The 23907-nt window shown below is 40.1% G+C and carries 19 protein-coding genes; 12 read left to right on the top strand and 7 right to left on the bottom strand.

What is annotated here, in order from left to right; all coding sequences use genetic code 11:
* Window positions 1–55: 55 nt before the first annotated feature.
* The 6 genes from MKS89_RS01420 (at window position 56) to crp (ending at window position 5735) form a co-directional block, all read left to right on the top strand.
* Window positions 56–1978, top strand: a complete 1923-nt coding sequence (locus MKS89_RS01420; protein ID WP_072959105.1) for an ABC transporter ATP-binding protein — start codon at window positions 56–58, stop codon at window positions 1976–1978.
* Entirely contained in the window at window positions 1975–2463 is a 489-nt protein-coding gene (locus MKS89_RS01415) for a TIGR02444 family protein (RefSeq protein ID WP_072959108.1), read from the top strand. The genes MKS89_RS01420 and MKS89_RS01415 overlap by 4 nt, the downstream gene beginning before the upstream one ends.
* Before the next feature lie 35 nt (window positions 2464–2498).
* The gene (locus tag MKS89_RS01410; RefSeq protein WP_083571263.1) at window positions 2499–3491 is read left to right on the top strand and encodes a hydrolase; all 993 of its coding nucleotides are present in this window, start codon (window positions 2499–2501) and stop codon (window positions 3489–3491) included.
* Between the two features lie 125 nt (window positions 3492–3616).
* Window positions 3617–3829: a YheU family protein gene (locus MKS89_RS01405; protein ID WP_021019630.1), complete on the top strand. Its 213-nt coding sequence runs from the start codon at window positions 3617–3619 to the stop codon at window positions 3827–3829.
* A gap of 119 nt (window positions 3830–3948) precedes the next feature.
* On the top strand, window positions 3949–4818 hold the full coding sequence (locus MKS89_RS01400) for a phosphoribulokinase (protein WP_072959112.1): 870 nt from the start codon (window positions 3949–3951) through the stop codon (window positions 4816–4818).
* Window positions 4819–5102: 284 nt separating this feature from the next.
* Window positions 5103–5735 (top strand): cAMP-activated global transcriptional regulator CRP, encoded by a 633-nt coding sequence (gene crp / locus MKS89_RS01395; protein ID WP_038179153.1) that lies wholly within the window; start codon window positions 5103–5105, stop codon window positions 5733–5735.
* Window positions 5736–5809: 74 nt separating this feature from the next.
* On the opposite strand, the gene MKS89_RS01390 is transcribed toward crp, so the two are convergent.
* The 4 genes from MKS89_RS01390 to MKS89_RS01375 all read right to left on the bottom strand — a co-directional run bounded on the left by MKS89_RS01390 (window position 5810) and on the right by MKS89_RS01375 (window position 9840).
* Window positions 5810–6604, bottom strand: a complete 795-nt coding sequence (locus tag MKS89_RS01390) for a DUF1338 domain-containing protein (RefSeq protein WP_072959114.1) — start codon at window positions 6602–6604, stop codon at window positions 5810–5812.
* A 64-nt stretch (window positions 6605–6668) separates the two neighbouring features.
* Complete coding sequence (astA, locus tag MKS89_RS01385) at window positions 6669–7691, bottom strand: arginine N-succinyltransferase (protein ID WP_072959117.1); 1023 nt, start codon at window positions 7689–7691, stop codon at window positions 6669–6671.
* A 94-nt stretch (window positions 7692–7785) separates the two neighbouring features.
* Window positions 7786–8997, bottom strand: a complete 1212-nt coding sequence (locus tag MKS89_RS01380) for an aspartate aminotransferase family protein (protein WP_072959120.1) — start codon at window positions 8995–8997, stop codon at window positions 7786–7788.
* Between the two features lie 264 nt (window positions 8998–9261).
* A complete protein-coding gene (locus MKS89_RS01375) occupies window positions 9262–9840 on the bottom strand; it encodes an aminodeoxychorismate/anthranilate synthase component II (RefSeq protein ID WP_072959124.1) in 579 nt (192 codons plus the stop codon).
* Between the two features lie 501 nt (window positions 9841–10341).
* Here MKS89_RS01375 and MKS89_RS01370 point away from each other — a divergent pair.
* The 5 genes from MKS89_RS01370 to MKS89_RS01350 all read left to right on the top strand — a co-directional run bounded on the left by MKS89_RS01370 (window position 10342) and on the right by MKS89_RS01350 (window position 17601).
* On the top strand, window positions 10342–11532 hold the full coding sequence (locus MKS89_RS01370; protein WP_159439601.1) for an ABC transporter ATP-binding protein: 1191 nt from the start codon (window positions 10342–10344) through the stop codon (window positions 11530–11532).
* On the top strand, window positions 11522–13621 hold the full coding sequence (locus tag MKS89_RS01365) for an HAD family hydrolase (RefSeq protein WP_072959129.1): 2100 nt from the start codon (window positions 11522–11524) through the stop codon (window positions 13619–13621). The genes MKS89_RS01370 and MKS89_RS01365 overlap by 11 nt, the downstream gene beginning before the upstream one ends.
* The gene (locus MKS89_RS01360) at window positions 13618–14706 is read left to right on the top strand and encodes a class I SAM-dependent methyltransferase (protein WP_072959132.1); all 1089 of its coding nucleotides are present in this window, start codon (window positions 13618–13620) and stop codon (window positions 14704–14706) included. Before MKS89_RS01365 ends, MKS89_RS01360 begins: the two co-directional genes overlap by 4 nt.
* Window positions 14691–15449, top strand: coding sequence for an ABC transporter permease (locus tag MKS89_RS01355; RefSeq protein WP_072959134.1), 759 nt, complete (start codon window positions 14691–14693; stop codon window positions 15447–15449). The genes MKS89_RS01360 and MKS89_RS01355 overlap by 16 nt, the downstream gene beginning before the upstream one ends.
* A gap of 1021 nt (window positions 15450–16470) precedes the next feature.
* Window positions 16471–17601 carry a glycosyltransferase family 4 protein gene (locus MKS89_RS01350; protein ID WP_072959139.1) on the top strand — a complete coding sequence of 377 codons (1131 nt, stop codon included), beginning with the start codon at window positions 16471–16473 and terminating at the stop codon, window positions 17599–17601.
* A gap of 565 nt (window positions 17602–18166) precedes the next feature.
* On the opposite strand, the gene MKS89_RS01345 is transcribed toward MKS89_RS01350, so the two are convergent.
* On the bottom strand, window positions 18167–19345 hold the full coding sequence (locus tag MKS89_RS01345; RefSeq protein WP_072959142.1) for a 5-methyltetrahydropteroyltriglutamate--homocysteine S-methyltransferase: 1179 nt from the start codon (window positions 19343–19345) through the stop codon (window positions 18167–18169).
* A 316-nt stretch (window positions 19346–19661) separates the two neighbouring features.
* Between MKS89_RS01345 and MKS89_RS01340 the strand changes: the two genes are divergently transcribed.
* Window positions 19662–20048, top strand: a complete 387-nt coding sequence (locus MKS89_RS01340; protein ID WP_072959145.1) for a lipocalin-like domain-containing protein — start codon at window positions 19662–19664, stop codon at window positions 20046–20048.
* Window positions 20049–20134: 86 nt separating this feature from the next.
* On the opposite strand, the gene MKS89_RS01335 is transcribed toward MKS89_RS01340, so the two are convergent.
* Together MKS89_RS01335 and MKS89_RS01330 are read right to left on the bottom strand one after the other, a co-directional pair.
* Window positions 20135–22090 carry a glycoside hydrolase family 44 protein gene (locus MKS89_RS01335; RefSeq protein ID WP_072959147.1) on the bottom strand — a complete coding sequence of 652 codons (1956 nt, stop codon included), beginning with the start codon at window positions 22088–22090 and terminating at the stop codon, window positions 20135–20137.
* Window positions 22091–22646: 556 nt separating this feature from the next.
* Window positions 22647–23630 (bottom strand): glycoside hydrolase family 5 protein, encoded by a 984-nt coding sequence (locus MKS89_RS01330; RefSeq protein ID WP_207521965.1) that lies wholly within the window; start codon window positions 23628–23630, stop codon window positions 22647–22649.
* Between the last annotated feature and the right edge of the window lie 277 nt (window positions 23631–23907).

The raw sequence follows: 23907 nt of genomic DNA, 5'->3' as shown, positions 1-23907 counted from the left end.
TGTCATCAATCCACCTACTATTTCGGGCAGTTTGTTTTCAACCTGATACATTTTTATGATTACCTTTTCTGATATCCAGTTATTGCGTGGCGGAAAACCGCTTTTAGAACAAACCTCAGCGACAATCCATCCGGGCGATAAAGTGGGTCTGGTCGGTAAAAACGGCTGTGGTAAGTCAACATTATTTGCATTACTTAAAGATGAACTCAGTATTGATGCGGGTTCATTCAACATGCCGGCCCAGTGGGAATTAGCTTGGGTCGCACAAGAAACACCGGCACTCGAACGTAGCGCAATAGAATATGTGATCGATGGTGATCGGGAATACCGCCAGCTGGAAAAACAGTTGCAACAGGCAGAGCAACTTGAAGAAGGCACTCGGGTCGCAGAACTGCACGGTCATATAGAAACGATCGGAGGTTACAGTATTCGGGCCCGAGCGTCTGAATTACTGGATGGTCTTGGGTTCAGTCAAGAACAGATGCAATGGCATCTGACGCAATTTTCCGGCGGCTGGCGGATGCGCCTGAATCTGGCTCAGGCATTATTATGTCGCTCAGATCTACTGTTACTCGATGAACCAACCAACCACTTGGATCTCGATGCCGTCATGTGGCTGGAACGTTGGCTACAGAGTTATCCGGGCACACTGATCTTAATTTCACATGACCGGGATTTTCTTGATCCGATTGTCGGCCGGATTATCCATATCGAGAATCAGCAACTCCACGAGTACACCGGTAATTATTCGTCATTCGAAAATCAGAGAGCCGAAAAACTGGTTCTTCAGCAAGCGATGTATCAGAAACAGCAGAAGCAAATTTCTCATATGCAAAGCTATATTGACCGTTTTCGTTACAAGGCATCCAAAGCTCGTCAGGCACAGAGTCGGGTTAAAGCACTAGAACGAATGGAAAAGGTGCTACCCGCGCAATTGGATAATCCTTTTAGTTTTGAATTCAGAGAGCCGACGGCTCTGCCGAACCCGATTTTGATGATGGATGAAGTTGCTGCCGGATATGATCACGTCACAATTCTCAACCAGATCAAATTGAATCTGGTGCCCGGCAGTCGAATCGGTTTGCTTGGCCGTAATGGGGCAGGGAAATCAACGCTGATCAAATTACTCTCTGGAGATTTACAGCCGCAGAGTGGCGACCTAACCTATTCTCAGGGGGTTAAAATCGGTTATTTTGCCCAGCATCAACTGGAAACCCTTCATCCAGAAGAAACCCCTTTACAACATTTAATGCAAATCGCACCGAATCATACCGAACAGCAATTAAGAGACTATCTCGGTAGCTTCGGCTTTCAAGGCGATAAAGCCCTCGAAAAAGTCGCGCCCTTCTCCGGTGGTGAAAAAGCAAGACTCGTATTGGCATTGATCGTCTGGCAGAAACCCAATCTCCTGTTACTGGACGAACCGACCAACCACCTTGACCTCGACATGCGTCAGGCACTGACACTCGCATTGCAAACTTATGAAGGAGCAATGGTCATCGTCAGCCACGATCGCTATCTGCTTCGGGCAACCACAGATGATTTTTATCTGGTGCATGATGCCAAAGTGGCCGCATTCGATGGTGATCTCAACGATTACTACCGTTGGCTCACCGATCAGCAAAAACAAGAAAAACAGGATAAAAAAGAGCAAACGTCAACCAAAGACAGTCCGTTCAGTGCCGCGGCGAAAAAAGAACAAAAGCGTAAAGAAGCAGAACTCCGTCAGCAAACCGCACCAATTCGCAAGAAACTGACACAATTAGAACAGCAAATCGATAAATTACAAACCACGCTCAGCGATGCAGAACAACAATTAGGCGATTCGTCTCTGTATGACACGCAGAATAAAGCTAAACTTACTCAGGTACTAGCGCTTCAGGCTCAAAGTAAATCTGATCTTGAGGAACTTGAATCTCAATGGATGGAACACCAAGAGCGCCTAGAACAGATGGAACAGGAGTTCAACACTTTATGATTCAGACATCGATGTCCCTGACACTGGAACGACTTTGGCAATTCAGTTTGCGATATTACAGTGTCCGGGAGGTCAAAGAAGCCTGTCTCAGCCTACAAAACAACTACCACGGTAACGTCAATTTACTCTTACTTCTGAAATGGCTCGATGAACAGCAACTCAGTATTAAGCAACAAGACTGGCATAGCGTACTGACCAGCATTAGCTCAACCGAAGCACTGCTGAACAGCTACCGGGAACTGCGAAGAAAGCTCAAAGTTCATCTACCGGATACACTCTATCGCGAGTCACTTCAATTTGAGCTGCAATTGGAAAAACAACAACAGTCCGATTTGGTTGATTGTATTAATCAGCTCAAATTACAGCCCGGTGACTCACAATTCATGACGCAACGCTATTGCAAAGAACTGGCAGCCGATCATCTGGCTCAGATTTTCGCAAAACCTGCGTCATTTTCATCGACATATACCAAACACAAAAAATAGAGGAAGTCATCGCGGTGAGCAACACGATACAGAACGTGAGCAAAAATAGATTACTGACCTTCAATCCAGCGTCAGGCGGTGCAGCATCACACATTCAGACAGTGCTCCCCAGATGGATTCGACGTACCCCTTTATTTTCACCACACTGGGAAACACTGACGACACCGGATGATGATATTTTGAGTCTGGCTTGGAGTGAAGACCCTGAGCAGCCCAGCGCCCAAATAAAGCCTCTGTTTATTTTATTTCATGGCCTGGAAGGTAGTTTTCACAGCCCTTATGCCAATGGCTTGATGTATGCTTTTGCTCAACAAGGCTGGTTATCTGTCATGATGCACTTTCGTGGGTGCAACGGGCAACCGAATCGCCTCCCCCGGGCTTACCATTCCGGAGAAACCAGCGATCCACGCTATTTTCTGGAGCAGATCCATCAACGTTTTCCGTCAAATTACAAGATGGCTACCGGTGTGTCGCTCGGTGGGAATATGCTGGCAAATTATCTGGCAGAGTTTGCCGAACAACCACTTGTCGATAGTGCAACCATTATCTCTGCTCCCTTTGATTTAAGAGACAGTTCGAACCGTATCAATCAAGGAGCCTCACGTATCTATCAGGCTTATCTCCTCCACTCACTCAAGCAGAATGTTTATCGTAAATTAGGCACCTTACGACAAGCGATTCCTATCACCCAATCCTTGATTCGACAGCTGAAAACATTACAAGAATTCGATGATTTGATCACCGCACCATTACACGGGTTTTGTGATGCACAGGACTACTACCAACGCTGTTCGGCAATCTCGAAGCTGGGGCAAATCCGTCTGCCAACGCTGATTTTACACGCACAAGACGATCCATTTATGACGGATGCCGTGATTCCAAACCAGCCACTCCCTGAAACGATCAATTATCAACTGCTGAAACACGGCGGACATGTAGGCTTTTTGAGTGGTACGCTTCTCAAACCCCGTTTCTGGTTGGAAGAGATGCTGCCGCTCTATTATCGTGAGCAACCACGAGTATCGTGAACAACCACGAGCGTGTATATCATCACTTGCACGAAAAATCATGATTATTGCGAAACATCACACGAAATCCGTTAATATACCCCCTATACAGAAATCCCCGAGTGATAGTATAGAGAGTCATCATCATGATTATTCCTTGGCAAACGCTCGAACCGGATACACTCGATAATCTGATCCAAGAGTTTATCCTCCGAGAAGGAACCGACTACGGTGAGCACGAAATCTCTCTTGAAGAGAAGGTCGCTCAAGTCAAACAGCAGATTCAATCCGGAGAAGCAGTCATCGTCTATTCCGAACTTCACGAATCCGTAGATATTCAACAAAACAGATATCGTTAATTCATGAATTGTCCGATGACAGCACCAATTTCCATGATATAGTGAAATCGATTTCTCGTTTTTTTTCGAGAAATCGATTGATTGAGTGCACGACAAGGAATGATAAGACAAGGTATGTCATGTCAGCAAAACATCCGATTATTGCAGTAACCGGCTCTTCAGGTGCCGGAACAACAACGACTTCAGAAGCTTTTCGCAAAATGTTCAATATGATGCGAATTAAGCCAGCTTGGGTTGAAGGAGACAGTTTTCACCGTTTCACCAGGCCTGAAATGGATGTCGAAATCCGTAAGGCCAGAGAACAGGGACGCCATATCAGTTATTTCGGTCCGCAGGCAAACGATTTTCCTACTTTGGAGGAATTTTTCCGGGAATATGGCCGTACTGGAACGGGGAAAATTCGCCGCTATCTGCATACATTTGATGAGGCAGTTCCCTATAATCAGATGCCGGGAACATTCACGCCATGGCAGGATCTCCCCAATGATACCAATGTGCTCTTTTATGAAGGGCTCCACGGAGGCGTGGTTGATGGTGAAACCAACGTGTCCCAACATGTCGATTTTCTCATTGGCATGGTACCGATCGTCAATCTGGAGTGGATCCAGAAATATGTCCGAGACACCCGGGACAGAGGACATTCCAGAGAAGCAGTGATGGATTCTATCGTCCGCTCAATGGATGATTACTTAAATTATATTACGCCCCAGTTTTCCCGGACACATATTAACTTTCAGCGAGTTCCAACAGTAGATACATCGAATCCCCTGAGTGCAAAAGGGATTCCGAGTCTGGATGAGAGTTTTGTGGTCATCCGCTTACTTGGCATCAAAAAAGTCGATTTCCCTTACCTGTTAGCAATGATTGATGGCTCATTTATGTCGTGTCATAACACGATTGTCGTCCCCGGTGGGAAGATGAGTTTTGCCATGGAGTTGATAGTCCGTCCGATTCTCCAGCAATTGATTGAAACAGGAAAAATTGGCTGATCACGATTCAATGGTACGAATCGGGCTCTTTTAGTTTCCATACCGTGACCATGCGCACGTTTTTGCGTACCAAATCACGGTCCTGACACGATTAAAGTCAAGAAATTGTGTAAGAAAAAGGATACTATTTGATACCGAAACAGAAGACAACTTGCAGGCTTTCTCAAGTGCTTTTATGCTAAGTGTTTAGTTCGGGGACATGTTCAGTTTAAACGTGTTCAGTTCAAAAGCTTCGCGAAAACATGGAAAGCAGCAAGCATACCCTGCAGAGGAAGAGAGATATTATGGTTCTAGGTAAACCTCAAACCGATCCAACATTAGAGTGGTTTCTTTCACATTGTCACATACATAAATACCCTTCAAAGAGTACGCTGATTCATGCAGGCGAAAAAGCGGAAACGCTTTATTACATCGTGAAGGGATCTGTTGCAGTTCTGATCAAGGATGAAGAAGGAAAAGAGATGATCCTTTCCTATCTCAATCAGGGTGATTTCATCGGTGAACTTGGTTTATTCGAAGAAGGTCAAGAGCGGACAGCTTGGGTCAGAGCGAAATCTCCCTGCGAAGTTGCAGAAATTTCCTTCAAAAAATTCCGTCAGTTAATTCAGGTTAACCCAGACATTTTAATGCGTTTGGCAGGACAGATGGCAAGCCGCCTTCAAGTCACCAGCCAAAAAGTCGGTGATCTGGCTTTTCTGGATGTGACTGGTCGTATTGCCCAGACACTGTTGAATCTGGCAAAACAACCTGATGCAATGACGCATCCAGACGGAATGCAAATCAAGATTACTCGTCAGGAGATCGGCCAGATTGTCGGCTGTTCTCGTGAAACCGTCGGTCGCATTTTGAAAATGCTTGAAGAGCAGAACCTTATTTCAGCCCACGGAAAAACAATCGTTGTTTACGGTACCAGATGATTTTTTCAGCTTGAACCAACAAAAGAGCCATCCTCGCGGTGGCTCTTTTATTTACTACAATTGAAAATAATACATCACTGATTATTGGTACTTTCAAAAATTTTGTCCGCGGAAGCTTCAACAAATCCGGGATACAATATGCCATTTGCCATCGGGTAACGTTTAGCAAATTCATAAAAACCACCGGGAACCAACAACGCCGCTTCATCAAATTCAACAGCCACCCGATCAGCCATGGTCGATGACTGTTCCAGAAATAACTCAGGTGAGCCTTTCACTTCACCATCTGATGAATTGATCACAAAACCATGCTGGTGCAGATAAGCATTAACGTCCGCGACCTGATTAAAACGGGCCAACTGATTCACACTCACGGTAAAATGGTTTGCACCGTAACCATGTGCAGCAACCCAAGCGGCATACTCACTTTCTTCGGCCAATAGATAATACTGCTCAAGTGACACCGGCCATAAACGTCCACCATAAAGAAAATCAGCATCAGCAACCATCTCGGGCCGGACATGAGAGACCAAACTTCTCACGATCTTTTGCAAAGATTCAGAACAACGTTCAACTTCCAACTCACTGATGAACACTTTGGGTAACTTGGGATTCGGATGCTCAAAGTGCTGTGCGGCTAACATTTTGCGTTCAAACTGATAATGCCCTTTCGAAACATATCCCAGTCGAACCAATGGCTCCACTATCACTTCAAGGCTTACTTGCGGCAAATTAAATGTCCGCAACGCAATATGATCATTGATTAACGGATTATCTTCTTGGAATAATTTATGAATCCGCTGCGCTGATGGACAGAGTCTGGTTGTATAGTCTTGCCATAATGCGGCAAACAATGAGTCCAGCGTCATAGCGCCTCCTTCTTTATCAATTATCTTGGGCTGCCATCGCGTTCCTGTTCTCAGATCCAAGAGATTAACGAATCATCAGAAAACGAACCCGATCACCAGACTGAATCAGCAAAACCTGAGCAATTTCAGGCGTGATAATCACAGTCTCAGATTCCGGGTGAAAATCGACCTCAGCAATCGTCGCCCGGAAAAATTCAAATGAAGTATTACTGAGTATGACTTTCTGCCGACTCTGATGCTGTGCCACTTTGACCGTCGCAGACACCGAATGCCTGACCGATTCAATATGGCGTAAGTCACATTCAACGGTTGGGCCCGCATCAAAAATATCGACATAATTACGGCAGGAGAAACCTTCTTCTTCCAATAATTTTAAAGCAGGTTTGGTCTTATCATGCACCTTCCCAATCACAGCTTGGGCTTCAGGGCTGAGCAGATTGATATAGATCGGTAACTTTGGCATCAGTTCAGCAATGAATCCTTTATGCCCCGACCCCGTTAAATAATCTGCCAGCGAAAAATCAATGGAAAAGAAATGTTCCTGCAACCATTGCCAGAACGGAGAGTTTCCCTGTTCATCCGAGACACCTCTCATTTCAGCAATAATCGTTTGAGCAAAGCGTTCCCGGTGTTCCGCCAGCATCAGAAAGCGGCATTTTGACATCAAACGCCCGTTGAGACCGGCGCGATACTCGGGTAAAAGAAACAGCGTGCACAACTCTGAGCTCCCGATATAGTTATTGCCCAGTGTCAGTAATTTCACGATTTTATTGACGCCCAAACGACGGGAAGAATGAAGAATGGTACTAATATGATAAGAATAGGAAGGCGTATCCCAGCCGACATAGGCTTCGATTGCGGTTGTACCGGCAATTCGGCCACTTTCGCTATCCACCCCGACCATCAAGTAACTCTCATCAGTCGGAGACTGAACATCCGTTTTTGCAAAACTCGCTTCTGAATGTTCAATGCGATGAGACAACAGCGCTTCATTGACAGGCAGTGATGTAAAACCATAACCAGACTCTATCGCACAATGATAGAGCGCATTATAGTCAGTCATTGTTATGGGACGAACCACAAGCATGGATGTCTCTCCCTGAAAACCCTGAGTTCGGAATGAAACCAGTCTGACTATAAGCATAGCTCAGGATCGTTGCGAACCTGAGCTAAAGTTTAAACTAAGTTAATGATGCAATGGCTTTTTCCAGGCGTAATAAGCCTTCTTGAATATCGTCACTCTCAATCACCAGTGACGGTGTGAAACGAACCACATTTGGCCCGGCAACCAAAACGAGCACACCTGCTTTACCGGCAGCCTGTAGTATGTCACGTGCCCTGCCATGCCAGGCTTCGGTCAACACCGCTCCGAGCAATAAACCTTTGCCTCGGATCTCACTGAATATCGGATATTTGGCATTAATCCGTTCTAATCCGTCACGGAACAGCGCTTCTTTCTCTTTGACGCCATCCAGCACCTGAGGTTGAGATGTTATATTCACCACAGCTTCTGCCACTGCGCAGGCAAGTGGATTACCACCATACGTCGAGCCATGTACACCCACCTTAAAGTGAGATGCAATCGCTGTCGTCGTCAACATCGCACCAATCGGGAATCCGCCACCCAACGATTTCGCAGTACTGAGGATATCCGGTATTACGCCCGTCCCCTGATACGCATAGAAGTCACCGGTCCGACCATTACCGGTCTGAACTTCATCAAAAATCAATAATGCATTATGTTCGTCACACAGCGCTCTGACAGCCTGAATAAATTCCGTTGTCGGAGTAATGATCCCACCTTCGCCCTGTAGCGGCTCCATCATTACGGCACACGTCCGATCTGAAATCTGAGCTTTGAACGCCGCCAGGTCATTATAAGGCAAGTGAACGACATCCGAGGGTTTCGGACCAAAGCCATCAGAATAAGTCGATTGCCCGCCAACAGTCACCGTAAAAAATGTCCGGCCATGAAATCCCTGTTCAAAAGCAATAATTTCCGATTTTTCCGGTCCATAATTATCTGCCGCCCAACGACGGGCCAATTTTAGTGCCGCTTCATTCGCTTCAGCTCCTGAATTGGCAAAGAAAACTTTCTCAGCAAAACTCAGTTCTGTCAGCTTTTTGGCCAAACGCAATGCCGGCTCATTGGTCATCACATTGCTCAAATGCCAAAGCTTCTGAGCTTGGTCAGTCAAGGCGTCAACCATCGCAGGGTGGCAATGTCCCAAACAACTGACCGCTATCCCCCCGGCAAAATCGACATATTCTTTTTCTACTTGATCCCACAACCGAGATCCTTTTCCCTTCACAGGAATCACTTCCATCGGGCTGTAGCAAGGCACCATGACCTCATCAAATTGCGCCCGATCGACATTATTTTGTGTAGCCATTCACACTCCCTCTTCGCTCGTGAGCTTACAACCGACCCATCCAAATATTCACCAGTATAGATGATCTGTTCATACTGACCGTATTTGCTTGGTTGAAGATACGATGCATTTAATGTCAGTAGACAATATCATTACAAATAGACAATATCATTCACATAGAGACTTGTCAGATGATTCTGTCACAACTCATTCTACATGTATAAATATGCAATAAAAGTGATTTTTTATTTAGACGTTTCTGTCGCGATAAAACGCCATACGGACTCAACGACGTAAAAAATTCGCCAACAACGCATGGCCTTGCTCGGTTTTGATCGATTCCGGATGAAACTGAACGGCATCAATGGGGAGGGTTCGGTGTTGATATCCCATGATCTCCTCAACATCACCCTCGACGGTTTCAGTCCAAGCGGTGATTTCAAAACAATCCGGCAAGCTCTGTTGCTCAACAACTAAAGAGTGATAGCGAGTCACCGTCAATGGATGATTTAAACCATGAAAGAGTCCCTGACCACAATGACATATCGGTGAGACTTTCCCATGCATTACTTGCTTTGCACGGACAACCTTAGCTCCAAAAGCCTGTGCAATCGCCTGATGGCCGAGACAAACGCCAAGTAAAGGAAGCTGACCCGCGAAATGTTTGACGACATCAAGCGAGATCCCAGCTTCATTCGGAGTACATGGCCCTGGAGAAATCACGAGATGGGAAGGGCTGAGAGATGTAATTCCGGCAATATCAATCTGGTCATTACGGACCACGTTGACTTCTACCCCCAGTTCACAGAAATACTGATACAGGTTGTAAGTAAACGAATCATAATTATCAATAATGAGTAGCATTACACCTTAACCAATTGTTTTTAAACACAAAAATAGTAACCACACCCACAAATTCAACCAGTGTTTATTGCACAAATATCATAATAAAAACTAAGATCTTGTCGTGAGTTATAACGGTTCGCTTAAAAACAGTCTAAACTCAAAAACTCCACCGACCAGAAATATACTACCAAAAATCGATGTATATAGATCAACTAAATCTGAACACTCAGTTAGACTGATTCTCAGCGATTGCTAGCAGCTCTTATCATATGCTAATGAAATCATTACTAATTAGAACTGAAAATTGGCATAAATCAGTGTCTAGATTTGCCGTAGTCAACAAATTTAAAAAAGCATGGCAATGCTGTGCAACAAAATTCATTAAGATACATTTGACTGATGATATTTGAATTAGTTTCATTGGCAAAAGACTTCGTAAAAGATATAATCTTAAGTTTATGTAATTTGAGTATAAGATTGTTAGATTAGGTACAAATGATAATCTTAAATGAGGGAATTGTGAGCGCAAAAATTGAATTAACAAATATATGTAAGTCATATCCTGAATTTGATAATCATATATGCTTGATTAAAGAACTTCTCCACCCGTTCAAAAAGAAATATTCCAAAGATGTCAAGATCCTTGACCATATCAGTCTATCAATCAATAGAAATGAAGTGGTTGGCATCATTGGAAGAAATGGTGCTGGAAAATCGACTTTGCTAAAAATTATTTCAGGTGTTCTTTCACCTGATGAGGGTGAGATCGAAGTTGAAGGGCGAATAACAGCTTTACTAGAATTAGGTGCAGCATTTAATCCAGAATATACAGGAAAAGAGAACATATATTTTTATGGAGCAACGCAAGGACTATCTAGAAGTAAAATTGATGAAATCTATAATGAAATTGTGACCTTCGCAGATATTGGGGATTACATTGACCAACCTGTGAAAAATTATTCAAGTGGTATGTTCGCTAGGCTGGCATTTTCTTCTGCTGTACACTTAGTTCCGGACATACTGATTGTTGATGAAACTTTAGCGGTTGGAGATGTTTTCTTTCAGAATAAATGCATCAAGAAAATGCAGGAATTGATAAAAAAAGGAAGCACTGTAATCTTTGTATCTCATGATATGCATGCTGTTAAGTTTTTTTGTGACCGAATTATATATTTAAAAAATGGAAGAATTGAAATAGACAGTTATGATGTTACTGAAGCTCTTGATTTATATGAGAATGGAAAATTAATAACGCCTTCAGAAAAAGAAACCACCTGCAATAGTAATATTATTGAGATCGTAGACACTTATTTTACGGATAAATTTGGAAATAAGAAACATAGATATAAAGTTTCAGAAAGTATAAACGTAGTTATAGAATATGAAGTCCTCGAAGAAGGAGAAGACCTATTTCTGGGGTTTGGCATTCGAAATAAAGATAACGTATATGTTTTTGGAGTAAATTCGAAATTAGACAATATAGATATTCCACTTTCATTAGGTAAGCATCGTATAATATTAAGCTTGAATGAGAATAACTTATACAAGTCAATTTATAATTGTTGGAGTGTTGTATATAACTCTTCGGGAACAGTTGCATTATCTACATTGACAATGAAAAGTGCATTTGAAATCTATAATAATACAGAGCTGTGTGAAGGTATCGTAAATCCTTCAAGAACCTGGACATGTGAGAAAAATGAAGATTAATAACGATAAAAAAAGATTAATTTCTGAAATTGATAATTTTGATGTTATCTCTTTTGATATATTTGACACACTAGTATTACGTAACGTTTTTGAACCTATTGATATATTTAAAGCAGTAGAATCTAGATATAAATTTGAGAATAATGATTTATCAGCAAATGGGTTTGCGACAGAACGCGTTGAAGCCGAGCATCGTGCAAGAGTTAAAAGAAATAATCAAGAAGATATTACTTTCGATAATATATATGAAGAATTAAGCCTAATCTATCCAGAAATTTATCTTTCTTTAAAAGATCTTGAAATTCAAACAGAAACTGATTTCATAGTAAGAAATGATACTATGTATGAGGTGTTTGAGTATGCAAAATCACATGATAAAAAAATTGTTTTGATATCGGATATGTATCTACCAAAAAATATGATTCATGATTTAGTTTCAAATCTTGGATATAGTGGATTTAAAGAGTTGTATGTCTCATGTGAACAACTGAAAACAAAACATTTTGGAACTCTTTACGAACACATTAAAAGTGAATTAGATTTAGATTATAATAAATGGCTTCATATTGGTGATAATTATCATTCAGATGTAGTTAATGCTCAAAAACATGGGATATCGGCATTTCACTATAAAAAAATTAACGAAAGAGATAATAGTTATCTTGAAATAAATAGCCTAGAAGACTCTATATTTACAGCAATGGAAATAAATAGATTTCACACCAGTTCAAAAAGAGATTACTGGTACGAATTTGGTTACTTTAATATAGGAAGGTTATTCTATTCATTTAATCATTGGTTAACTAAAAATATAGACCGAAATGTAAATGAAGTATTGTTTCTAGCTAGAGATGGTTATCTACCACAGAAAATATATAAAGAGTTTAGAAAATTTGATAAAACTTTGCCTAAAGATAAATATTTTTATACTTCCAGAAGAGCATTTCAGTGGCCTACGGTTATTCTTGAAAACTCTGATAAGGAAATTGTACATATTTTAACTGGATTTAATCCCCAATTTGACCAGAAGTTGACATTGTCGGAGATTTTCAAAAGCATTGATATTGATGTGAATTGCTATAAAGATTTAATTAATTCACATGGCTTGTCATTAGATAAAGAGTTAAGTCTTAGTGATGGCAGTCATGATTCAGCAAAAAAAATAATTAATGAGCTATTACCCGTCATTAAGGAAAAACTTGTTCAAGAAAAATTACGTCTAATTAAGTACTTTGATCAAGAGATGCTCAATCATGATAATGTGGCAATAGTTGATATTGGTTGGAGAGGTTCAATTCAGAAGTCAATTCAATTAATCTTAGGCAAACCTGTTCAGGGTTATTACTTCTCGACTAACCCATTCCTACATGAGGAAATAAAAAATCATTCAAAAGGTTTTCTAACTGATAAAGGTATGCCTTCTGATATAAATGAGTTTGCAACTAAATATCTTATGATTTTAGAATTGTTATTTACTGCCCCTCATGGAACCTTAAATGGATTCCGAGAAGAGAACGGAAAAATCATACCCATTTTAGAAGATGAAATAGTCAATAAAACTTTCATGAAATCTGTTTCTTCTCTGCAAGAGGGATGTTTAGATTATATTAGCGATATACTTAAATACAAAAGTTATTTTGATAATATTGATAGTTACACTGCCGTTAAGAGACTAAAAGATACTCTTGAACGTGAGCGTTTAAGTGATCTACTAGCATTTTCTGAAATATCAAACTATATTGGGTTTGGGGTTGAAAGTGAGAAGAAGGAGTACGTAAAAAGTTATGATTTTGATCATCAATTCTCATTTGAAAAGGCAGTTTCAGAGTCAAGGTTTAATCTTTGGCCGGGAGCTTTTCTAGTGAAAGATTCCGAACGTTATATCACATCTGGTGAGTATTATCGTTTGTATTGTTCGGGTAATGAATCTGTTGCCTTTGATAGACAACCTACAGCGAACCTAGAACTAGAACTTGCAAGAAAAATCTATAGATATATTAAGTATCGAGGTATAAAATTATCGGTTTTAAGAGCAGTTTATTCTATTAGGCTTATCATTTCTTCATATAAAAATAGGAAAAAACGATGAAAAACTACTCTTTAGAGTTATTGATTGACGTTGAGTCGGCACATAAAAAAACGTTAGAAAAAATTAAAAATGGTTCGGTAGTCCTAGAAATTGGTTGTAATCAAGGACATATGAGTTCTTATTTAAAAGAAAAGATGAACTGTACTGTCTCTGGGGTTGACATTGATAGCTCAGCCCTAGAAGCTGCCTCTAGTTATCTAGATACAGCTTATAATATAGATTGTAATGATGTAATAAAGCTAGATTCTCTGATTCCTGATAATTATTACGATTATATTTTAGCCACAGATGTATTAGAACATCTTCAGTATCCCGATCAGGTTTTGAAAATTTTAACGAAAAAACTTAAAATTAGTGGCAAATTTGTTATTTCTGTCCCAAATGCTTCTCACAACTTAATGTTGATGAGTTTACTAAAAAATGATTTTACTTATCAAGATGTAGGATTTTTTGATAATACTCATATAAAGTGGTTTACAAGTGACACATTTGCTAAGATGTTGAACGAACTTGGGTTGATCATAGAATTGCACGACTTTGTATACATGACACCGGAGTATGAACCAGTTCAAAATAACAGGTATGAAGAATTTGGACTGCTTGAGAGAGAAGTCTTATTAAAACATAAAAATGGCCATTTTTTCCAAAATATATTTGTTGTATCAAAAGACGAGAATTCTAACCGAGCTCCTGTACAAAATATAGATGCTTATTGGTTTGATTGTATTCAGTTAAATGGTGAAGACAGTAAGAAGAAAGTGGATGTATTTGATGCATGTGTTAATATAAATATATCCGAAGACCATGAACTGAACTTTGATGACGTCTTGGATATTGTTCCGACAATGAGGCTTCGGGGAATAAAAAATATTAATTTAAATTACTTGGATAGTGATGAAGACGTAAAGTGGAATATCATCAATGGATTCGAAATTGATCAGGTAATATACTCATTTTCTGATATGAAAATCAGGGTTAATATTGAATCGAAACGAGCATTAAACTTATCTTTTGAGTATGTAGATGTTAATGAAGATGTACTTAAGTCAATTTTTAAATTAGGTTCCCAATGCAGATCATCTTAGAATTAGCAAAGAATGATATCAGAAAAAAAATCGTAGGCTCATACTTTGGATGGTTTTGGTTGGTGTCTAAACCTATTCTTACAGTCCTTGTGATGTGGGCTGTTTTTTCTTATGGGTTTAAAACACCACCTATTGAAGGAGTAGATTTTTTCCTTTGGTTAAGTTGTGGCTTTGTATGGTGGATTTATTTTTCTAATACGATCACAGAATATACCCATAGTATTGTTGAGTATGGTTACTTATTGAAACAGAGTAAATTTAATGCAATTAAAATATTAAGATTTAAGTTTATTTCAAGCTTGATATCATTGGTATTAGGTGTGGTCATTCTGTACATAATATACTTTAGCACATTTAGTGTAGTTAGTTATTTATCTTTTACTATTCTTTATTATGTTATGGCACTTGCTTTTTTTACCTACAACTTAGGTGTTTTTCTTGCCAGCTTGCGCGTTTATTTTAAAGATATTTCTGAAGCATTAAATTCTGTACTACAAGTCCTTTTTTGGGTTACGCCTATTATATGGAATATATCTTTAATTCCTACCAATTATCACTGGGTGATATATCTCAATCCATTAACATATATTATTGAAGGTGTACGGGAAACGCTTAATCATGGTATTTTATTCTATACTGAACTAGATAAAGCAAGCCTTTTTTGGGGAACTAATCTTATACTATATATATTTTCAAAATATATATACCAAAGACTCTCTCTAAAATTCAATGATGTACTGTAAATTATGAATATGAATCTGTTAAAATATATTTTGCCCGGGTTTTATTTCTTCAACACAAGATTGCAGTCTAAAATTAGACTGTTATCTTTCGTTTTTATATACATAATACCCACTTTCTACCTGTATAGTTTGTCAATTAAACATATTACCATTATTGACATATTCAATTATTTATTATCAATTATTACTCTATATACTGTATATGAAATTGGTTATATTGAAAATGATACTATAAGAGATAGCGTCGAACCCAGTAACACAAAACGTCTAAATACTGAGGATGAATTATACATCTCCGACAATAAGACTAAAATATATATTATTCGATTTATTATTTTTTTAGTACTTATGTGTTTCCACCCTTTACCTAACTTGTTAATTCAAGCTTCTATAGCTATTCTTTTATGTTATTATATTTATAATAATATAACTTCGATACGACTTCGATTACCTCTACACTTTCTATTAGTAAGTATTAGATATTATTTCCCTTATTATGTTTGCTTCGGTTTTAATGTTAATGTTTTTATTTTTTCAATATTATTATTCCCGCTACATAATACCCTTGAACGATGTAGAGAGGATAAGTTCAATTTCCCTAGTAGTATTAAAAATTTTGTTATGTTTAATACTACTACAGGGAGAGTGATTTATTATTTAATATTGAGTATTACTTTTTTCTTATTAGATAAATTAGGATTTAGTGTTGCATTCATGACTTATGCATTCTTATATTTCATGATTTATAGAGTAATGTGTGTTGCATTTGAATTATTTTTAAAATGGCATCGAAATAACATTAAATATTGAGAGTTTAATTCAATACTAATGTATAAGTTAATTTTTATTTAGTGATAAAATAGAATGAATTTTAAGAGACGTCTATTTCCATTAACGATTAACAGGTATTATGCGGCTATCACTAAGATAGAACCAGAGGTAATATTCGAGTACATATTCTCGGTATGATTATTCTTAGAGTAACCTTTACTTAAATTTATGATAATAATGAAGAAATTTTATGAGAAATAGAACTTTGCTATACGTTATCAATGTTGACTGGTACTTTAATTTACACTGGCTAGACCGAGCAAAATACTTTCAATCCAAAGGGTTTAAAATTCATATAATATCTCATTTTAAGGATGATCGATTAAAAGATGAATTAGAGAGTAATGGATTTCATTGTAGTAATTTATTTTTGAAAAGAAAAAGTTTAAGTATTTTAAGTGAACTTAAATACATTTTTCTTCTTTATAAAATTATAAAGTCTATAAAACCTAACTTAATTCATTGTGTAACAATTAAACCAAATATATACTGTGGTCTATTAAATCGATTCTTCTTTAAAAAGCCAATCGTTTATAGTATAACTGGGACTGGTGCTATATATAGTAATAAACGTTATTTTATATTAGAAAAGTTTATTTCAACTCTTTATCGCACTATTTCTTTAAACAAGACTAAATTTATTTTTGAGAATAGTGAAGATTACATTTTATTCACAAAAAAAGGGATTATTCATAATAATGGTGTGGTTATTAAAGGTGCTGGTATTGACTTAAAAAAATTCCCAGCCTCTCCTGTGCCATACAATGGGAAAATACTTTTTGCAGCTAGATTATTGAGGGAAAAAGGGCTCGAAGATCTTGTTGAAGCAAGGAATATCCTAAATAGTCGTAATGTTAATATTACTATTACTGTAGCTGGAATAATCGACAATGACACTCGTTCTTCTATGCCTTTGAGTATAATAGAAAAATGGGATAAAGAAGGACAAATAAATTGGGTCGGAAATCAATGTAACATGCCTGAATTAATCAAACAGCATGATTTAGTTTGTTTACCTACGACTTATGGTGAAGGTGTCCCTCGTATTCTTATAGAGGCAGCCTCGTGTCAACGCGCAATTGTTACAACGGATGTTCCTGGATGTAGAGAAATAGTATCAGAAGGATTTAATGGTTTTTTAGCACAACCAGGAAATGCTATTTCATTGGCCTGCTGTATACAAAGAGTTGTTAGTAGCAGAAAGAAATTGCTTCACTTTGGCCTTAATGGTCGAGCTAAAGTTGAAACAGAATATGCTCAGGAGATCGTTTTTGAACAAACGATGAAACAGTACTGTAATCTTTTGAATGATATATCTTAATCTATACTTTCGGATGTTATAGCCATCATATAAAGAATAATACTTCTGGCGTTGGAACCATATACTCGATGAAGTTTTATAATTTACGCTAGATGGTATGCTCTACTGGTAGAATATAATTTAGAACACTATACGATTTCACGTAATTGTAGTCTTCTCGCCATAAGCTCGCTCTTTTTGGCTCATGAAGCCGTGCATACATTCGCTGCACTACTCTTTGAGCATCAGGGTAAAGCTCCTTTTCACGACAATACTGACTCAACTATATCTAGTGGTAGACGGCGCTTACATATCGTTGCTGTACCAGACTCCCTCTCTGACAGGATAGCTGTCATTGTTAAAATCTAGAGGAAGAATATCACTGAGTTTTCCAAGTGATTCGAAGTCAGGAACAAAGTTACTGTCGAGTGAGGGCTTTAGCTAATTGCATAAAAAATCCGATACCAAAGACTGATATCGGATTTTGAAGCTTTTTCAGGATCATTCAACTGATCCTATTCATTTATTAACTGATCGGCATTACCACTAAGCGGTGACTTCTTAGTTTACTTTAAGCGCGACGATATCATGTCATGCTGAGTCTATCCCCCCAGACCTGTTCAGCAACCTCTTTCACAAAAGCAATCTTCTGCCATTGCTGTGCATCGGTCAGCTCATTCCCTTCTTCGGTTGAAGCAAAACCACACTGAGTGCTCAGACAAAGATTTTCTAACGGTACATACTGCGCGGCCTCATGAATGCGAGCAATCACTTCCTGTTTGTTTTCTAATGCACCGATTTTTGAAGAGACGAGACCGAGCACAACCTGTTTATCTTGTGGCACCTTGGCTAACGGTGAAAAGTCACCAGAGCGGTCGGTATCAAACTCCAGATAAAATGCAGAGACATTTTCTTTGGCAAATAAGACATCAGCAATCGGTTCATACCCACCGGATGCAGCCCAAGTCGAACGATAATTACCACGGCAAACATGTGTCGTCAGAATCAGATCAGCGGGTGCATTGGCGATTGAACGGTTATTGACCAGCAACAACTTCTCTGTCAGTGAAGCAATACTTTGGGTATGGTCAAATTCATGAGAGTCACCACAGCCGCAAGTTGCTTCTATCGGGGTAGATGCTTTTGCTGCAATTTTGGGATCGGTTAACATCCCCCATGTACAGTCATCAATCTGTAAATTACGACAACCCAGTGCATACAATTCCTCGATGAACGTTTGATAAGTCTGCACAATAGCATCGAGTAAATCAGTTTCATTCGGATATATGGCTTGTGTCTGTTCCAAGTTACATGGACGCTGTAGCTCTTTCAGAAACTGAGCAGGCGCCGGAACCGTCAGACGAGGCACAATCCCCGCTTCGGCAAATTGCATCAGAAACCGGAAATGTGCAAGGAAGGGGTGGTTCTCACCGCTAATTTTTCCGCTCAAACGGATACTCTCCGGACGTGTTTCCATCTGAGAGAACAGGTAACCTTGCTCAATTTCAAACTTTTCGACGCCATTGATGCCCCACATAAAATCCAGATGCCACCAGCTTCGACGAAATTCGCCATCCGTAATAACTTGTAAGCCGGCCGCTTTCTGATGATCAACGAGTTCACTAATGGCTTGATCTTCAATATCCGTCAGTTGTTGCTGAGTCAATTGACCTTCTGCAAACTGCCGACGAGCTTGATGAAGATAGGCGGGACGCAAATAGCTGCCGACCACATCGGCACGAAATGGGGGAACAGATAAAGACATGATATTTTCTCAGGTTATTATTGAATTATATTCATATCCTACTCGCTTCTACACATGAAAGAAGTGATATTTATTCAAATCAAACATGAGGAAAATTCATGTTATACACTGACGATCGGGTAGAAGATGAATCAATTTTCTATGGCTCCCTGAATCACTATCAACCAGATAGAACGAGCCTGAGTATGGTGAGTCAATGAGTACAGTCGACACTTATTATGAAAATAAATTCATATTTTTTTGGCATGCATTATCATTCAGAACTATATTTCTCATTGATGTATTCACACACATTCATAATGTAAGGAAACTTGTCATGAAATCGCCACTTATTCCATCCATTGCACTACTTTGCTCTATTGGTTTTACCGGTATAGCATCAGCGGCTGTCGCAACAACGGGTACCTACACACTTAACTTTGATTGGGGTTGTGACGGAAGTTACTCTTCAACAGCAGTCACACTCAGCGCTGACGGCACTTTTAATACCGGTAGTTACAGCGGCAACTGGGTAGAAAACAATCAAACACTGACGCTCACTTATAGCACAGGAACCTATTATACCGGTTACCATACTAGTAAAGCGGTCGTCGGAGTACAAAGATCGCAAAATGGCCTAGATGGCTGCTTCTATATGCTGAAATCAAGCACAGTGGCAATTAAACAGACACAAAGCAGTTCAGCAGATTCAGATGGTCGATAATTCTATCGCTAGCCTTGAAAAAATCCCCCGTGATATTCACAGGGGATTTGAGTTTCATTTATGACTCAATGTTTCAAAACAATCAATTAACGATTCGCACAGAACCCAATAGAACTGGTACTGGCACCCGGTTGCAGCACTTTATTCCATTCAACACCACTAATGGTTACTTTCGTACCTGATTGCTCCCAATTTGCATTCCATAACGCATAAACACTACCTTCGACGTCAAAATTAGTCTGCCATTCAACGGCTTCTGAACCATTATTGGTAACAACAATATCAGAACAGTATGATGCGCTACCATCTTGTGGAATATTCACGGACACAGTAACACCATCAGTACCGGGATCGGTTGGATCTGTCGGATCGGTAGGGTCTGTTGGATCAGTCGGGTCTGTTGGATCGGTTGGGTCTGTCGGGTCGGTGGCGTCTGCTGTACTAAAGACAAAATGATAAGCAGACAAGGCTGGAATATCATAATTGAGCTGATTATTCGTCACCTCAACCTCACCTTTATCCTGGATTTCAACTGAATCGGAATTCAAGACATAAGTCTTTCCTGACTTATAGATCGTTGTTGAATCGATATTGAACACACCATTGATCGACTCGTTCATATTCTTATTCAACACAATGACATGAAGCAATCCAGTCTCTGAATCAACCGACGCATAAATAGAGCTGTTTTCTTTATCGCTCATTGTTGCGGTAACACTGGTATCACCAAATGTCCCATTCTCACCGTCATAGTTACGATAGAGACGATAGGCACTGGCTAGATATTTCTCTTCATCATTTAAAATCCAGCTGTTTGCAGCATAGACGTCATATTTACCGAAAATACCCAAAACATCCGCTTCAGTAATTGCACCGGTAATATCATCGCCACCGCCAAAGCCGTACTCAGTGAAGGCCATTTTGGTTCCCGGATAATGCATATCGATTGAGTCTTGAATATGCGGAATCAACGGCAGTTCAGCCATATTCCATTGGGCAATCCAGCTATCTTCCTGATATTCGGGATCCCAGAATGTCCGAGGAGCCTGCATCCGCGCATTTTTATCTTTCACGGAATCAGCATTGCCATCGGTGACACGTTGATCTCCTCTCGCTTCGGAATACCAGTGCAAGTCGAGGACATCCAATAATCGCATACCGGATGATTCACCAGCCGCTTTCATCTGTGCCAGATAGTAGTCGATAAACCAGTGATACTGATCTGAATAGTTCGACCAATCCGGTGCATCAGTCAACGATACAAATGCGGTAAAACCATACAAAGCAGGGCCAAAGATAGTCGCTGTCGGGTCTACGCCTTTGACGGCCTGAGCCGCTTCAACCGAGCGATCAAGCAATTCTTTTGCACCCGGTTTGTCCGGATGGATTCGTGAATGGGTGTGATACCATAGGCTCGGTTCATTATCCAGTGAGTAAGCAAATACACCACCATCGGCTGCTCGTCCGTATCGCTCAACTAAAAAATTCACCATTTCATCGGTATACACGGCATTATCGGTGAGATCAGGCGTTAATGAGAACGGTGCATTTTTTTTCGCTATTGCCGGAATCCAGCGAGATGACGGGGCAGTTTCCCCTTCCTGTACCGTACCATTCTTATCCGCGGTAACGTAGCCAGCTAACGGCACGGTCAGCATCGTTTTCGCCCCGGCAGCGTCATTATCGACAAAATCGGTCAGCGTAATCCCCGGGATGGTTTCATCGGCACCATCCGGTACCATATAGGTGTCACTGGAATGCACCCAGTCGGATCCTGCATTGGAATAGTTATTTTCCCAGTTATATGCGGTTGTCCGGTTGCCGCCGAGGCGATAGAAACCAAAATTCTCATGGCCAGTCATATTCATTCGATGATTGGTCCCATAAATTAAATCACTGATTTTATGATTTTGTTCGTCAGGTGAAATCGAATAATCGATACTCACCTGAGCAGAGGCTGCGCTACTGGCTAATGCTGCGAAAATCAGTACAGATAAAATTTTAGGTCTGGCTAGTCCATGTCGATGACTTAATAGATTCATCACAAGATATTCTCCTTTGCTACTGTTGCTATAAGTGATGTGGCCGGAACAAAACTCGATCAGAGCAAAGCTCTACAAACGAAAAGTTCATCAAACATCAGGTATACCGACAGTGGCAAAAACGTACCAAACCAGCTCGTCATACTTCTTGGTATTCGGGCATGGTATTGATGAAGATCCAGGATTAATCATGAAAGAGTTTTATCCGTCAACATTCATTCTCTCCCTTACTGCCTCTCTTTTAGTCTGGCAATCTCTATACGAGCGCGAAAACACATGCCAACACCATTTTCTGATAGCACAAATGAAAACCGTGTTATGTCATACGCCAGAAATCAGACCACTGAGACAAAATGGAACATCTATCATAGTAGTACAACAAATTGCTTATTATCGAGCCGGAATATATTGAATCTTGTAATTATTCCCAATCTGTATGGTTGCTCCCAATTCATCTTCATCTAACTGATAAATAACGAGGTACATGGGTGAAAGTCCGGACAGCGAGAGCTCATCGCTGTCCGGTGAAAAGTGGGTCAGATAAACGCTCACTCAGTTACTGGCAAGATGCACCACAGGTAAAGATTGTGGCGGAAGTCGACGTAGACTTAATACCGTTCACGCCATTGATCAGGATATTCCCCCACTCACTATATGAATGGTTATCCCAGTGATTGACGATATCTAAATCCGCAACATCTTGATTATTGCCCGACCATGACCAACCGATATAACCAATATTTAAGGTTTCTGCCCGTTCCATAATGGCGTCTTCAGCAACATCCTCACCTTGATGGCTCGCGCCGAATTCGCCCACAACCAGTGCCAAACCTTGATTGAGGAATGTTGAAATGTAATGGTTCACTGTCGGGTAATCCCCGTAAACCTGATACATGTGGACACTAAATATCGTATTGTGCAGCGGGTCAGCATCAAATACAGACTGAGCACGACTCAACATGATCTGTTGCCAGTCTTGCCCCCAGTTTGGCGCATCAACCATCAGTGTATGAGTTAGCCCGGCGTTTCTTAAGCGCTGAATCGCATTGATATGATCATTGCTCCATACACTGGCTCTCACCCCATTCCCCATCGGTTCATTGCCCAGATTGATGATGACATAATCTTCCTGACCGACGAGTTGATCTTTCAGTTCAATCCAATAGTCAGCCGCAGAATCTAAACTTGCCGCTTGCCACTCCTCACCAAAGCCTGTCGTATCATGGACTTCAAGCACCGTGATCAAATGTCTTGCTTTGGCTTGCCGAATCACATTCGCCACATCGGCAGGACTATTTTTATTCCAGCGCTGACCATTACTCAGCACAATCCGCACCGTATTGGCTCCCGTTGCAGCAATCCCGTCTAACGCGTGATCTAATCGATTGAGATACCAAGTGTGAGCATGGTTGATCCCACGGATTTTAAAAGGATGCCCATTGCCTTCATATAACACACCATTGGCAATGTAGAACCCAGCCTGAGCAGACAAAGCGTAAATACAACCGAATATTGCCAGCAATATTTTTATTAATTTCATTTCCATATCCTTATCGTTGATGGCGGTACCGCAATAGATAGTTCCAGCAGTACCATTCAAACCGTAAAAATATGGTTGTGATTTCATATTAATTCAAGCAATGTCGAGGCTGATATTGAGCGGGTATTCTGTCACTCAGCGATTGCCCCTAAAACAGCACACTATAATTTTTCATTGATCACAGTATCGATAAAAAAGACAAACCTTCATTGACGAATAATAGATTAGTTTCATAATAGCGAAAGCTGATATAAATCTTGTTTCATTTGTACAAGGG

The organism is Vibrio gazogenes (assembly GCF_023920225.1).
GTDB lineage: Bacteria > Pseudomonadota > Gammaproteobacteria > Enterobacterales > Vibrionaceae > Vibrio > Vibrio gazogenes.
This window is presented reverse-complemented; position numbering and strand designations above follow the sequence as displayed.

What these genes read in the sequence shown, in the direction of transcription:
- MKS89_RS01420 (WP_072959105.1), top strand. Translation starts at nt 56, where the DNA reads ATGATTACCTTTTCTGATATCCAGTTATTGCGTGGCGGAAAACCGCTT.
- MKS89_RS01415 (WP_072959108.1), top strand. Translation starts at nt 1,975, where the DNA reads ATGATTCAGACATCGATGTCCCTGACACTGGAACGACTTTGGCAATTC.
- MKS89_RS01405 (WP_021019630.1), top strand. Translation starts at nt 3,617, where the DNA reads ATGATTATTCCTTGGCAAACGCTCGAACCGGATACACTCGATAATCTG.
- MKS89_RS01400 (WP_072959112.1), top strand. Translation starts at nt 3,949, where the DNA reads ATGTCAGCAAAACATCCGATTATTGCAGTAACCGGCTCTTCAGGTGCC.
- crp (WP_038179153.1), top strand. Translation starts at nt 5,103, where the DNA reads ATGGTTCTAGGTAAACCTCAAACCGATCCAACATTAGAGTGGTTTCTT.
- MKS89_RS01390 (WP_072959114.1), bottom strand. Translation starts at nt 6,604, where the DNA reads ATGACGCTGGACTCATTGTTTGCCGCATTATGGCAAGACTATACAACC.
- astA (WP_072959117.1), bottom strand. Translation starts at nt 7,691, where the DNA reads ATGCTTGTGGTTCGTCCCATAACAATGACTGACTATAATGCGCTCTAT.
- MKS89_RS01380 (WP_072959120.1), bottom strand. Translation starts at nt 8,997, where the DNA reads ATGGCTACACAAAATAATGTCGATCGGGCGCAATTTGATGAGGTCATG.
- MKS89_RS01375 (WP_072959124.1), bottom strand. Translation starts at nt 9,840, where the DNA reads ATGCTACTCATTATTGATAATTATGATTCGTTTACTTACAACCTGTAT.
- MKS89_RS01365 (WP_072959129.1), top strand. Translation starts at nt 11,522, where the DNA reads ATGAAGATTAATAACGATAAAAAAAGATTAATTTCTGAAATTGATAAT.
- MKS89_RS01360 (WP_072959132.1), top strand. Translation starts at nt 13,618, where the DNA reads ATGAAAAACTACTCTTTAGAGTTATTGATTGACGTTGAGTCGGCACAT.
- MKS89_RS01355 (WP_072959134.1), top strand. Translation starts at nt 14,691, where the DNA reads ATGCAGATCATCTTAGAATTAGCAAAGAATGATATCAGAAAAAAAATC.
- MKS89_RS01350 (WP_072959139.1), top strand. Translation starts at nt 16,471, where the DNA reads ATGAGAAATAGAACTTTGCTATACGTTATCAATGTTGACTGGTACTTT.
- MKS89_RS01345 (WP_072959142.1), bottom strand. Translation starts at nt 19,345, where the DNA reads ATGTCTTTATCTGTTCCCCCATTTCGTGCCGATGTGGTCGGCAGCTAT.
- MKS89_RS01340 (WP_072959145.1), top strand. Translation starts at nt 19,662, where the DNA reads ATGAAATCGCCACTTATTCCATCCATTGCACTACTTTGCTCTATTGGT.
- MKS89_RS01335 (WP_072959147.1), bottom strand. Translation starts at nt 22,090, where the DNA reads ATGAATCTATTAAGTCATCGACATGGACTAGCCAGACCTAAAATTTTA.
- MKS89_RS01330 (WP_207521965.1), bottom strand. Translation starts at nt 23,630, where the DNA reads ATGAAATTAATAAAAATATTGCTGGCAATATTCGGTTGTATTTACGCT.